General features: G+C 65.0%; 11 protein-coding genes and 1 tRNA gene. 3 read left to right on the plus strand and 9 right to left on the minus strand.

Annotated elements, in window-relative coordinates:
• Positions 1–180 precede the first annotated feature (180 nt).
• The 5 genes from HGK27_RS05330 to infA form a co-directional block, all read right to left on the minus strand.
• Positions 181–256: transfer RNA gene (locus tag HGK27_RS05330), tRNA-Phe, on the minus strand.
• A gap of 88 nt (positions 257–344) precedes the next feature.
• Positions 345–539 (minus strand): DNA gyrase inhibitor YacG, encoded by a 195-nt coding sequence (gene yacG, locus HGK27_RS05335; RefSeq protein WP_206239332.1) that lies wholly within the window; start codon positions 537–539, stop codon positions 345–347.
• A gap of 10 nt (positions 540–549) precedes the next feature.
• Complete coding sequence (locus tag HGK27_RS05340) at positions 550–1,536, minus strand: ribonuclease E/G (RefSeq protein WP_206239334.1); 987 nt, start codon at positions 1,534–1,536, stop codon at positions 550–552.
• Positions 1,537–1,542: 6 nt separating this feature from the next.
• Positions 1,543–2,142: a Maf family protein gene (locus tag HGK27_RS05345; protein WP_206242836.1), complete on the minus strand. Its 600-nt coding sequence runs from the start codon at positions 2,140–2,142 to the stop codon at positions 1,543–1,545.
• A gap of 20 nt (positions 2,143–2,162) precedes the next feature.
• Complete coding sequence (infA, locus tag HGK27_RS05350) at positions 2,163–2,408, minus strand: translation initiation factor IF-1 (protein ID WP_068080272.1); 246 nt, start codon at positions 2,406–2,408, stop codon at positions 2,163–2,165.
• Positions 2,409–2,806: 398 nt separating this feature from the next.
• On the opposite strand from infA, the gene HGK27_RS05355 reads away from it, so the two are divergent.
• The 3 genes from HGK27_RS05355 to HGK27_RS05365 all read left to right on the plus strand — a co-directional run bounded on the left by HGK27_RS05355 (position 2,807) and on the right by HGK27_RS05365 (position 7,953).
• On the plus strand, positions 2,807–5,554 hold the full coding sequence (locus HGK27_RS05355; protein WP_206239336.1) for a TonB-dependent receptor: 2,748 nt from the start codon (positions 2,807–2,809) through the stop codon (positions 5,552–5,554).
• 66 nt (positions 5,555–5,620) lie between these two features.
• Positions 5,621–7,564 carry an excinuclease ABC subunit UvrC gene (gene uvrC, locus HGK27_RS05360; protein ID WP_206239338.1) on the plus strand — a complete coding sequence of 648 codons (1,944 nt, stop codon included), beginning with the start codon at positions 5,621–5,623 and terminating at the stop codon, positions 7,562–7,564.
• Between the two features lie 191 nt (positions 7,565–7,755).
• A complete protein-coding gene (locus tag HGK27_RS05365) occupies positions 7,756–7,953 on the plus strand; it encodes a hypothetical protein (protein WP_206239340.1) in 198 nt (65 codons plus the stop codon).
• Between the two features lie 117 nt (positions 7,954–8,070).
• Here HGK27_RS05365 and HGK27_RS05370 read toward each other — a convergent pair whose 3' ends face one another.
• The 4 genes from HGK27_RS05370 to nusB all read right to left on the minus strand — a co-directional run bounded on the left by HGK27_RS05370 (position 8,071) and on the right by nusB (position 13,021).
• Positions 8,071–9,195, minus strand: a complete 1,125-nt coding sequence (locus HGK27_RS05370; RefSeq protein ID WP_241126855.1) for a GNAT family N-acetyltransferase — start codon at positions 9,193–9,195, stop codon at positions 8,071–8,073.
• A gap of 92 nt (positions 9,196–9,287) precedes the next feature.
• Positions 9,288–11,402: a sodium-translocating pyrophosphatase gene (locus HGK27_RS05375; RefSeq protein WP_206239341.1), complete on the minus strand. Its 2,115-nt coding sequence runs from the start codon at positions 11,400–11,402 to the stop codon at positions 9,288–9,290.
• Positions 11,403–11,669: 267 nt separating this feature from the next.
• Positions 11,670–12,554, minus strand: coding sequence for a thiamine-phosphate kinase (gene thiL / locus HGK27_RS05380; RefSeq protein WP_206239343.1), 885 nt, complete (start codon positions 12,552–12,554; stop codon positions 11,670–11,672).
• An 8-nt stretch (positions 12,555–12,562) separates the two neighbouring features.
• Positions 12,563–13,021 (minus strand): transcription antitermination factor NusB, encoded by a 459-nt coding sequence (gene nusB / locus HGK27_RS05385; RefSeq protein WP_206239345.1) that lies wholly within the window; start codon positions 13,019–13,021, stop codon positions 12,563–12,565.
• Between the last annotated feature and the right edge of the window lie 4 nt (positions 13,022–13,025).

Here is a 13,025-nt window from a genome sequence, read left to right on the forward strand (position 1 = left end):
CCGAAAGCACCATGCTGGGCACCGTCCTGCTGGTATGATTTCGCATACCAACAAAGATACCCGCGCGAGGGGTGATACAACCCGACCCACCCGGGCCGAAATTGCCTTCGGAGCGTTTTCAATTTCAGGATATTTTTGAATGTCCCCGGACCTTCTTGAAGGTCTTTGGGGAAGCGGCGATGGTGCCTGGGGACGGAATCGAACCGCCGACACCGTGATTTTCAGTCACGTGCTCTACCAACTGAGCTACCCAGGCATCGCCTTGATGCTGTCCGATTTGTTACCGTTCAGCGTCTGGTGGAGGCGCCTATGGCCAAGGACTCTTGCCTTGGCAAGCAGGAAAATCACTCTGTGGAAAAATCGTTGGGGCGGCTGGACGAAAGTCCGTCCGATTCTTCGTCGATCACGGGGCCGGGCAGGGCATAGCCTTCCTCCAGCCATTGCATGAGATCGCGGTCGCGGCAGCGCGCCGAACAGAAGGGTGTGTGGTCGGCACTGCGGGGCTTGCCGCAGATGGGGCATTTGCGATTGAGGGTCATAAGGTGGGTCCTAAAGAGGGATGGCCTGAGCGAAGCCGCCTTCCAGCGCCACTATGGTGTTTCCAGGGCCGGGCGTTTCGGCCCAGCGGATCACGCGCCCGCTGCGCTTTGCCAATTCGGCCTCCCATGCGGGGAGAATCGCATTGCGCACGGCTGGAGCGCAGGTCAGCAGCAGGGCGCCGGGCTCTTCCACCCTTTCAGCGCGGCGCAGCAGCAGGCGTGCGGCAGCCTCGACGCGATGGTGGGCCAGCCTCGCCAGCAGGGAGGGGCGCTCCATCCGCGCCACGATCTGCACAAAGCCGAAGCCGTTCATCGCGGTGCGCTCATGGTTGTAACGATCCAGCGCGCTTTCCAGAGCGGTATCCACCGCCTGCCGGTCCGCCTTGGCAGACAGCGTGGGGAAATCCACGCCGATTGACCCGGCCAGATCCAGCCAGCCGATGGCTTGCGCTACGGGCTCCACAGCGGCCAGTGCCAGATCGCGCGGAGAGAGAGGCCCGTCGATGTCGATCAGCGTCATGGCGGGCGTGGGAGAGACGATCAGCGCGCCTCCGGAAAATTGTACCTCGCCCGACCATGCGGCCTCCCACACCTCGTCCCAATCGCCAGAAGGCAGGTGGCGGGTGATGCGTGGCGTATAACCTTCCGCACGCAGGCTTTCGGCAAGGCTGGGGGCGGGGCGGGACTCGCCGCTGGTGGGCTTGGCCTTGGCCTGTTTGAAGCGCCCCTTCTCGGCCAGAGCGGCACGGGTGACGATCAGGCGGATATTCGCGCCCTCGCTGGCGTCACGCGGCAGGGAATCGACCAGCGCTTCCTCGCCGCTGGCAAAGCGGGCGATGCCGCGCCGCGTTCCGGCAAGGCGGGTGGTCAGGCGCGCCTCCTCGATCTGCCCGGCGGCCAGCATGCCCGGCCAGTCCAGCCTTGCGGCCACCACCTGACCATCCCGGTAACCGAGGGCGCGATCCTCGCCGATGCCCTGCTCGACCAGCCATTCCATGGAAAATCAGCCCAGCGGATAGCCGGCCCAGCGCAGCAGCGCGCGGGTTTCATACAGTGGCAGGCCGATCACGCCCGAATGGCTGCCGGACAGCGCGCGGATCAGCGCCTCGGCCAGCCCCTGAATGGCATAGCCACCAGCCTTGCCCAGACCTTCGCCGCTGGCGACATAGGCCTCGATCTCGGCCTCGCTCAGATTCTTGAAGGTGACGATGGTTTCGGACAGGCGTGACTTTTCACGTCCTTCCGCATCCACCACGGCCACCGAGGCAAACACGCGATGCCGCCGCCCGGCCAGCTTGCCCAGCATGGCGCGCACGTCCTCGTCGGTCTCGGCCTTGTCGAGGATGCGGCGGCCAAGGGCCACCGTCGTATCGCCCGCGATCACGATCTCGCCGGTTTCGGCTTTCACCGCGCGCGCCTTTTCCTGCGCCATGCGCAAGGCATAGGCGCGGGGCACTTCACCCTTGCGCGGATTTTCATCGATATCGGGGCTGGCGATGCGGGTGGGCGCGACATTCAGCCGCGCCAGCAATTCCCGCCGCCGGGGCGAAGAGGAGGCCAGAACCAGCAGCGGCCGGGTCGTTTCCGACCCGTCAGCCTCCATCAGCGCGGAAACGGCGATGCTCAATAGCCGCCGGGGCCGCCGCGGCCAGGCATGAAGCGGTAGGTGATGCGACCCTTGGTGAGGTCATAGGGCGTCAGTTCGACCAGCACCTCATCGCCCACCAGCACGCGGATGCGGTTCTTGCGCATCTTGCCGGCGGTGTGGCCGAGGATTTCGTGATCGTTCTCCAGACGCACGCGGAACATCGCGTTGGGGAGAAGCTCGACCACCTGGCCGCGCATTTCGAGGAGTTCTTCTTTTGCCATCCGGTTTTTCGGTTTCCAAAGACGAGGGCCCAAAAGGCGGGCCGGGAAAGTCAGACGCCGCTTCAACGCCTGTTTGGGCGCGCACATAGCGGCAGATGTGCCAAAAGGGAAGCCTTGGCGTTTGCCTGAACATTCGGCGAGGCCGGTGCTGCTCTAAAAACACCTGAAACATCGCAAACCGGATCAAAAACTGTTGCGAATTGGTCGCAACTGTATCCGGGGGGCGACAAATTAATACCCGCATCCGCTTGCGTCATGCACAGGTCACAGGCATCCGCTGATCATCGCTTTTCCCTGACCTTGCCGGATATATTGTGTCTGGCCTGCGGAGTTTCAAGACCTTGTCGAGGCTGTCTTCTTCATCGATGGTGGCGCTTTGCGCTCTCCTCCCTGTTCTGATGGCGGCCCCTGCTCAGGCGCAGACCACTGACACCACCCCCGTGACCAAATCGGGCGGGCTGACCGACGATGCCACCAATGATCCGGTGCCCACCGGTGTGGTCCATGCCAAGGACACCAAGGGCAAGGAAATCGTCGTCGTCGGCGAGAAGATCCCGGGTCAGGTGGAGGCTGCGCAGCCCCCGCTGGCGGTGATGGATGAGGAAGATATTGCCGCTTACGGCGTCAATTCGATCAGCGATCTGCTCGATGCCCTTGCGCCGGAAACCGGCACGGGGCGCGGGCGCGGCTCGACCGGGCCGGTCATTCTGGTCAATGGACAGCGCATCTCCTCCTTCCGCGAGATCCGCGACTATCCGCCCGAGGCGATCCGCCGCATCGAGATCCTGCCCGAGGAAGTGGCACTGCGCTTCGGCTATTCGCCTGACCAGCGCGTGGTCAATTTCATTCTGAAGGACCTGTTCAAGAGCAAGGTGCTGGATGGCACGTTCACCTCGCCCACGCGCGGCGGCACCTCCACCATCGCCGGGCAGGCCAATGCGCTCAACATCGATCACGGCAAGCGCTTCAACATCTCGGCCAAGGCGGATTACACCAGCCCGCTGACCGAAGCCGAGCGCGGCGTCACCCAGACGGCAGGCACCACGCCCACGGTCTCCACCGATCCGCAGCCGGGCAACTATCGCTCGCTGGTGGATTCGACCAAGGATTACACGCTCAACGCCACCTATACGATGCCGCTGTCCAAGAAGGTGATGTCGGGCACGCTGGCGATCAACGGCACGGCGGCCCGCACCGACACCACCGCGCTTTCGGGCCTGAACACGGTGACCCTGACCGGTCCGGACGGCAGCACGGCGGTGCGGACCTATCCCGGCGCGCTCCAGCAGTTCAGCCGCACCGACACCTTCAGCCTTGGCCTGACGCTGAACAAGCCGGTGGGCCTGTGGAACCTCTCGGCCACCTTCGACGGCAGCCATGCCGATGCCACCACCCGCAATGACAACCGCTATTCCACCACCAGCACGGCCTACACCGATATGCTGGCGCAGGCGGCGGCGGGCACGCTCTCGCTGACGGGCGCGCTGCCCTCGCTGCCCGATGCGGGGCAGAATGTCTCCAAGAGCATCACCAATTCCTTCACCAGCCTTGTGACTTTTGGCGGGCGGGTGATCCGCCTGCCGGGCGGGCATATGGCGCTGACCACCAAGGCGGGCTTCGCCTATACCGCGCTCGACAGCCACAGCACGCTGGGCACGGGCAACAATCTGAAGCGCGGCGATCTTTCGGCGGGCTTCAACCTTGCCATTCCCATCACCAGCCGCCGTGAGAATTTCGGTGCGGCGGTGGGCGATATCACGCTGAACGTCTCGGGCGGGCTCGACAATCTGTCGGACTTCGGGATCATCACCAACTGGACCGGCGGCGTCACCTGGGGCATCACCCCCAAGCTGAGCCTGCAGGCCAGCTATATTTTCAATCAGGAAGCGCCGAGCCTGGCCAATCTGGGCGGCGCCCAGACCATCAGCTACAATCAGACGATCTATGACTTCGTGAAGGGTGAATCCGTGCTGGCCACGGTGATCACCGGCGGCAACCGCAGTCTGGTGCGCGAAAGCCGCAATGACATCAAGCTGGGGATCAACTGGTCCTTGCCGGTGGTCAAGAACTCGAACCTGATCGTGGAATATTTCGACAATCGCTCGAAGAATGTCTCCTCCAGCTTCCCGGCGCTGACGGCGGCGGTGCTGAACGCCTATCCGGGCCGCGTCACGCGTGACCCGACCACGGGCGACATCACCCAGATCGACGAAACCCCGGTGACCATCGCCAGCCAGCATGAAAAGCGCCTGCGCTGGGGCTTCAACCTGTTCGGCAACATCGGCAAGCCGCTGCCTCCCGTGCGTCGCCGCTTCGGTATGGGCGGTCCCGGCGGCCCGGGTGGCCCGGGTGAGGGCGGTCCGCCCCCGGGCGAGGGTGGTCCGCCGCCGGGTGAAGGCGGCGGAAGTGGTCGCGGTGGCGGCGAAGGTGGCGGTTCGGGCGGTGGCTCCGGTGGTTCCGGTGGCGGCACGGGCGCATCGGGTGCCACTGCGGGTGGCGGTTCGGGCGCTGCGCTGAGCTCCGGCGGCGGTGGTGGCGGTGGCCGTTCAGGCGGCGGCGGTTTTGGTGGCGGCCCCGGTGGTGGTGGCCCCGGCGGGCCGGGCGGCGGCTTTGGCGGTCCGCCTCCGGGTGGCGGCGGTGGCCGCGACCGGGTGCGTTACCCCGGGCGCTGGAACATCTCGATCTATCACACGGTCAATTTCCTCGACCGGGTGCAACTGGTGCCGGGGGCTCAGGCGCTCGATCTGCTGGGGGGCGACACGATCAGCTCAGGCGGCGGCGTGGCGGTGCATTCGCTCGCGATGGATGCGGGTGGTTCCTACAAGGGCATGGGTGTGCGGTTGAGCGGCAGCTGGTCCTCCACCACCCATGTGAAGGGCAGCGGCGCGCCGGGTGCGACGGATCTGCGCTTCGGATCGGTGCTGACGCTCAATGCCCGCGTCTTCGTGGATCTGGGCCAGCAGGCCAGCCTTGTGAAGAAGTCTAACTTCTTCAAGAACGCCCGCGTGTCCTTGGGGGTCAACGATCTGCTCGACAATTACAGCAAGGTCACCAACAGCAATGGGGTGACGCCCACGGCTTATCAGTGGCCTTATATCTCGGCCAACCGGCGTACGGTCTCGCTGGAGCTGCGCAAGTTGTTCTGATTTTGATCTGTGGGGAGGGGCTTGGTGCCTCTCCCCATATGGCGTGCGATACCCTATCTGGGGCCGATGCCTTCCGACTCATCCGGTTCCGACATTCCAGCCAGCCCCAACCGCTTCAACGAGGATGCCGCCACGCGCCTGATCCGGGGCGGCAGCGAGCGACCCGATCTCGACATGGGCGTTGCCGCGATCCGCGAGGTGCTGGCCACCTTGCCCGCGCGCCCGGGCGTCTATCGCATGACCGATGTGCGCGGCGATGTGCTGTATGTCGGCAAGGCGCGGGCGCTGCGCAACCGCGTGGCGAACTACACGCAGGTCGACCGCCTGCCCTTGCGGCTGCAGCGCATGGTCTCGCAGTGCCGGGGCATGACCATCGTCACCACCAATTCGGAGGCCGAGGCGCTGCTGCTTGAAGCGCAGCTGATCAAGCGCTTCCGGCCGCCCTACAATGTGCTGCTGCGCGACGATAAGTCGTTTCCTTTCATTCTTTTGCGCACGGATCACGATTTTCCGCGCATCTCCAAGCATCGCGGCGCGCGCAAGGCGGTGGGCAATTACTACGGCCCCTTCGCCAGCGCCGGATCGGTGAACACCACGATCAACGCGCTGCAAAAGCTGTTCCTGCTGCGCAGCTGCACCGACAGTTTTATGAGCCGCCGCGACCGGCCCTGCCTGCTCTACCAGATCAAACGTTGCAGCGCGCCTTGCGTGGATCGCATCGACAAGGAAGGCTATGCCGATCTGGTGAGGCAGGCGCGCGATTTCCTCGGCGGCAAATCCAATGCGGTGCAGCGCGAGATCGAGGCCCAGATGGCGCAGGCCGCCGAAGATCTGGATTTCGAGCGCGCCGCCATGCTGCGTGACCGCCTGCGCGCCGCGACCTTCATTCAGGGCTCTCAGGCAATCCATGCCGAGGGCCTGCCCAACGCCGACATCTTCGCCATGGCGGTGAAGAATGGTCAGATCGCCATTCAGGCCTTCTTTATCCGCGGCGGCCAGAACTGGGGCCACCGCGCCTTCTTCCCCACCCACACCGAGGGGCTGGAAGAGGCCGAGGTGATGCAAAGCTTCCTCGCGCAATTCTATGAGGAGGTGCCGCCCCCGCGTGTCATCCTGATGGACCGCGAACTGCCCGAAGCCGACCTGTTGGCCGAAGCGCTGAAAGAGGCCGCCGGCGGCAAGGTGGAGATCGCCATGCCCCAGCGCGGCGACCGCAAGCGTCTGGTGGAGCAGGCCACCCGCAATGCCGTGGAAGCGCTCGACCGCCGCGCCGCCGAAACCGGCACCAAGGCGAAAATCTGGCGCGAGATGACAGAATTCCTCGATTTGCCGGAAATCCCCCAGCGCGTCGAAGTCTATGACAACAGCCATATTCAGGGCGCTCATGCCCTTGGCGCGATGATCGTCGCGGGGCCGGAAGGCTTCATCAAGGGCCAGTACCGCAAGTGGAACATCAAGCAGGCGGAAACCAACGACGACTTCGGCATGATGCGCGAGGTTCTCGCCCGCCGCTTCGGCCGCGTGATGGAGGAAGACCCCGAGCGCGACAAAGGCCTCTGGCCCGACCTGATCCTGATCGACGGTGGCAAGGGCCAGCTCAGCGCCGTGATGGAGGTGGTGAACGAACTCGGCATCGAGGATGTCGCGGTGATCGGTATCGCCAAGGGCCCCCACCACGGCCGCGACGGGCGCGAAGTCTTCCACTTCCCCGACGGGCGTGAGAAGATGCTGCCGGTCAACTCGCCCGTGCTGTTCCACCTGCAGCGCCTGCGCGACGAGGTTCACCGCTTCGTGATCGGCGCTCACCGCGATAAGCGTTCCCGCGCGATCACAGCGTCTCCGCTGGACGAGATCCCCGGCATCGGTCCTGCCCGCAAGCGCGCACTGCTGCTGCATTTCGGCACGGCGAGCCGGGTGCGGGCGGCGGCGCTGGACGATCTGATGCGGGCGCCGGGCGTGTCCGAAGCGGTGGCGCGGACGGTGTATGATTTTTACCATCCGGGGGGGTGACGAAGGGGATTAAAAGAGGAAATGCGAGGGCCATCGCCCTCGCGCTCCCGGGTGTTGTCAGCCTGGGCGCTACGGGTTCGGCCTTGAGCAAGGTCGCCGCGCCGCAGGCAGGCTTGTGAAGTCGAGAATTCGGGAAGATACTGGGGGTGGGCTTCTGTTCGCCTTTGCAGCCTCGCCAGAGGAGTATGGATATGCGCGCCGTTCGTTATTGGTCTGTATTGAGCGCTGTTTTGCCACCGGTACTCGGCGTTGTCCTGGGTGAGGCAAATGTTATCGGCCCTAATCCGCAGACCTTTTTTGGGCTTGGTGTGTTGGCGACGATTTCGGTCGGAGGGATCATCTACGGTGTATCGGAAGGCCTGCGCAGCCGCCGCAGTATGACGTCTTAACTGCCTGCGGCGCCTTGGGTGGCGCAGGTGGAGAGGTTGGACGCAACAATCGGGCGCCACCACCCTATCGCCGGAAGACGTTATGGGAGCGCGAGGGGGTAACCCCCTCGCATTTCCTTACTTCCATTCTTCCTGCCGCTCTCTTTTCACAATTTCTTTGAAAAGAGCCCGGCGCAACCCTCCACCGATCCCGATCGACACCCGTCCCACGGCACGGCGCTCCCGCCAGATATGGTCGATCATCGGGTGGTCGGCGGCGGCGCAACTGTCGCAGGCCTCAAGCGAGCTATCCTCCAGCAGCGCCAGGTTTTCCCGCTGCAACAAAACCCCCGGCGAAAACCGCGAAAGCCCCTCATCAAAGGCGGTCTTGTAGCTGAAGCCCATCGGCGGCGTCAGCAGATTGGCGAGCATGGCGATGGGCTGGCCATCCAGCGTCAGCGCCAGCCTTTCGAGGCATCCCGCCTGCGCCGCGCCGGACATGGCCTCACGGAAGAGGGTGGCGGTGTCAGGGCGGCAGGCCAGCGCCGAACCGGCCTTGCCCTTCCAGCCCGCGGCTTCCAGCGTCAGGAATTGTTCGATCCATGCGGGCAGATCGTTGGCGTCGCGCTGGCGCTCCACCGCCAAAACGCCGGTTTCGGAAAGGCGCGCATGCTGGCGGCGCAACTCCTTGCGCTTCTTGCCTGACATGGAGGCCTCCAGATAGGCCTCGGGCGAGAGGGGGGAGGCCAGCATCGCGCGCTCCTCGCGCCAGACCAGCCCATGAGGGCGGCTCGCCAGCACGCGACGCAGCGCATCGGCCAAAGCGCCGGTCAGCGGCAGGTCGCTCAGATGGAGGAACAGGCCCAGCCCGGCATGGCGATCGGCATGATCCAGCAGGGCGTGCCAGAAGGCCTCTTCCGCGCCACGGGCCACCAGGGGGGCGCCAAGGAAGCTGTTAGGGTGAGTCCAGCCCGCCAGATGAGGAATCGGGCGGCCATAATAGGATCGTGTTGCGGCCACCGGCAGCAGGCCGATCAGAGCGGCGCCGCGTTCAAGGCACCACAGGTCCACGCGCGGCGGCTGCAAGGCACGCAGCGAGGGCAACAGATACCAGCTTGCGAGGAAGGGGTTGGGCTCGCTGGCCTGCCGGGCCAGAGCATCCCAGCGGGTGATGGCCTCGGGCTGGTCCATCTCCCGCCAGTCCACGGCACGGATCGCGCCATCTTGCGCGTGGTCCGATATGAGGTGGGGCGGGGCAAGCACGAAAGACACTTCTCCATCGGCGCGACCTTTGCCGATGGAGAAGCTCTAGCAGGTGATCCGCGAAAGAATAACTAACGCGGACAGGGTGTTTTTCATCCTGCGGCGGCCTGCCCGGCCAATGCGGCCAGCAGCAGCAGGGCGACGATGTTGGTGATCTTGATCATGGGGTTCACGGCGGGCCCGGCGGTGTCCTTATAGGGATCGCCGACCGTGTCGCCGGTCACTGCGGCCTTGTGGGCTTCGGAGCCCTTGCCGCCGTGATGGCCGTCCTCGATGTATTTCTTGGCATTGTCCCAGGCGCCGCCGCCGCTGGTCATGGAGAGCGCCACGAAGAGCCCGCCCACGATCACGCCCAGCAGCAGCGCGCCCAGAGCGGCAAAGCCGTTCTGCCGCCCGGCCACCGCGCTGATCACGGCATAGACCACCACCGGCGCCAGCACCGGCAGCAGGGATGGCAGCACCATTTCCTTGATCGCGGCGCGCGTCACCAGATCGACGGTGCGGGCGTAATTGGGCCGCGACGTGCCCGCCATGATGCCCGGATCGCTGGCGAACTGGTTGCGTACATCCATCACCACATCGCCTGCCGCGCGACCCACCGCCGTCATGCCCATGGCGCCGAAGAGATAGGGCAGGAGGCCGCCCAAAAGCAGCCCGACGATGACGTAGGGGTTCTCCAGACTGAAATCGACATGCAGCCCGGGGAAGAACTCGCGCAGATCGGTGGTGTAGGCGGCGAACAGCACCAGCGCCGCCAGCCCTGCCGAGCCGATGGCATAGCCCTTGGTCACGGCCTTGGTGGTGTTGCCCACCGCGTCCAGAGCATCGGTCTTTTCGCGCACGCTGTCGTCCAGACCGGCCATTTCGGCGATACCACCGGCGTTGTCGGTGACGGGGCCGTAGGCGTCGAGCGCCACCACCATGCCCGCCAGCGCCAGCATCGATGTGGCGGCATAGGCAATGCCGATCAGCCCGGCGAGCTGATAGGCAAAGATGATCCCGGCCACGATGACCAGCGTGGGCAGGGCGGTCGCCTCAAGGCTGATCGCCAGACCCTGAATGACATTGGTGCCATGGCCCGTCTCCGAAGCCTTGGCGATGGAGCGCACCGGGCGATAGCCTGTGCCGGTGTAATATTCGGTGATCCAGATGATGAGGCCGGTGATCGCCAGACCCAGCAGGGCGCAATGGAACAGCGCCTGCCCGGTCAGCATGCCGGTGCCCAGCGGCGTGCTCATCTCGCCCGCGACATCGCCGATCACCGAGGCAATCGCCAGCCAGATCGCGGGGATGGAGAGCACGGCGGTGACGCCAAAGCCCTTGTACATCGCCCCCATGATGTTGCGCGATGATCCCAGCCGCACAAAATAGGTGCCGATGATCGAGGTGAGAATGCACACGCCGCCGATCAGCAGCGGCAAGCTCATCAGCGGCAGCAGCAAGGCAGGCTGGTTCTGGAAATGCAGCGCCGTCAGCACCATGGTCGCGCCCACGGTGACGACATAGGTCTCGAACAGGTCGGCGGCCATGCCTGCGCAGTCGCCCACATTGTCGCCCACATTGTCGGCGATGACGGCGGGGTTGCGCGGGTCGTCCTCGGGGATGCCCGCCTCGACCTTGCCGACCAGATCGGCGCCAACGTCAGCGGCCTTGGTGAAGATGCCGCCGCCGAGGCGCGCGAAGATGGACACCAAAGAAGCGCCCAAAGCCAAGGCCGTTAAAGCGGTGACCACCGTGCGGTCGCCCGGCGCGTGCCCGGCAGGCCCGGTGAGATACCAGAAGAAAATCGCAATCGCGAGCAAGGCCAGCCCCGCCACCAGCATGCCGGTGATGGCACCCGCGCGGAAGGCCAGCGTCAGCCCGCTTTGCAAGCCATGCTGGGCCGCCGCAGCCGTGCGCAGGTTGGAGCGCACCGACACATGCATGCCGATAAAGCCCGCCGCGCCAGACAATACCGCGCCCAGCACGAAGCCCGCGCCGGAAATCGGCCCCAGCGCCACGGTGACGATGATCGCCACAATCACGCCGACCACGGCGATGGTGGAATATTGCCGCTTGAGATAGGCCTGCGCGCCCTCCTGAATGGCGGCGGCGATGTCGCGCATTTTCTCGCTGCCGGTGGGCGCTGACAGGACCTGTCGCGCGGTGACAATGCCATATAAAATAGCCAGGGCCCCAAAGGCGATGGCGGTGGCGATCGGACTCATCAAGCCGCTCCCCTCTCTTCCATGGCGCAAAATTGCGCCTGCCCGCCCGGTTTGTGCCCTCTTTCTATCCTGTGGGGCGAAGACGGTGCAGTGCGATCATAATGGAGAGGGGCATTTGGGCAAGAAAACTTTGACCAATATGGAGAATTCCGGAGTAACGGGAGGCGGTGCTTTTGTTGCGATGCGGAAATAAAATCCTGATCGGTTCGACTTGTCTTTGCGATCAGTCTCTTGGTTTTGCGGCATCGCAACTTGAGCGGGGTGCGCCTAAGCTTCGTGCTGCCATCCCAGATGGTTGGCATCGACCAGAGGCTGTCCATCGAGGATCAGCGGGGCATCCTGCCATGCCTCGACCGTCCCGATATGATACGCGGCAACCGGCGGCACAGCCGATGGGGGCAGGGTAAAAAGCAATTGATAATCATCGCCCCAGCGCAGCGCTTCATTGCGGCGATGCTCGGGGGCCGCCAGCGGAACGGCAGCGCTGTCGATGGCCAGCGTCACGCCGCTGGCGGTGCCCATGCGATGCGCGTCGAGCAGCAGCCCATCGGACAGATCCATCATTGCGGTCACCAGCGGCGCCAGCGCTTGACCTTGTGCCAAAAGCGCATCCGGGCGGCGGTAGGGCAGGCTGAGGGCGGGATCGTGATCGCCGCTCTGCAGCGCTTCAAGCCCGATCATCGCCGCACCGACGGCTCCGGTGATCCACACGCCATCGCCCACCTGCGCCCCGGCGCGCGAGGGCACCGGGCGATACGTGGCGCGGCCGATCGCCGTCAGCCCCAGCGTGCGAGGGCCTTCCGCCGTGATCGTGTCGCCGCCCAGCAGGGGCACGTTGTAATGCCGAAGGGCTTCACCAAGCCCATCGAGGAAGCGCTCGTCATCGCGGCCCAGCGTGTAGCCGATCAGCACGCCCAGCGGCTCGGCGCCCTTGGCGGCCAGATCGGAGAGGTTCGTGGCCACCAGACGCCAGGCCACATCGGCCATGTCCTGGCTGGCGAGGTAATGCACGCCCTGCGCCAGCGAATCATGGGTGAGGATCAGCGTCTCGCTGCCCACCTCCAGCACCGCGCAATCGTCATTGAGCCCGCGCGCGGCAGGGTGACTGGCCAGATCCCGCAGGCGGGCGATGAAGGCTAACTCGCCCGCCATAAAGGGTGTCAGCGGACCGACTTGCCCACTGCGTCCAGCACGCCGTTCACGAATTTGGCGTCGCGCTCTTCGAAGAAGGCATGGGCGACATCGACATATTCGTTGATGACCGTGCCGATGGCGATGTCATCGCGCGCGATCAGCTCATAGACGCCCGCGCGCAGCAGCTGAAGCATGGTCTTGTCGAGGCGTTCCAGCTTCCAGCCCTCGGCCAGCTTGGCCGACAGCGCCGCGTCGATCTCGCCGATGCGCGCCACGGTGCCCTTGACCACATCGTCGAAATGGATGCGGTCGGCGTCGAGGAACTGCACGTCCTCAATCTCGGCACCCAGGCGATGGCGGTGGAATTCATCCAGCAGCGTGGCCATCGGCGTGGCCTCCATCTCATGCTGGTACAGCGCCTGAACGGCCGCCAGACGGGCGGCGGCGCGGGCGCGATTGCGGGGCGTTTGGTGTTCTCTGCTCATAATG

Source organism: Novosphingobium terrae (genome assembly GCF_017163935.1).
GTDB classification, from domain to species: domain Bacteria; phylum Pseudomonadota; class Alphaproteobacteria; order Sphingomonadales; family Sphingomonadaceae; genus Novosphingobium; species Novosphingobium terrae.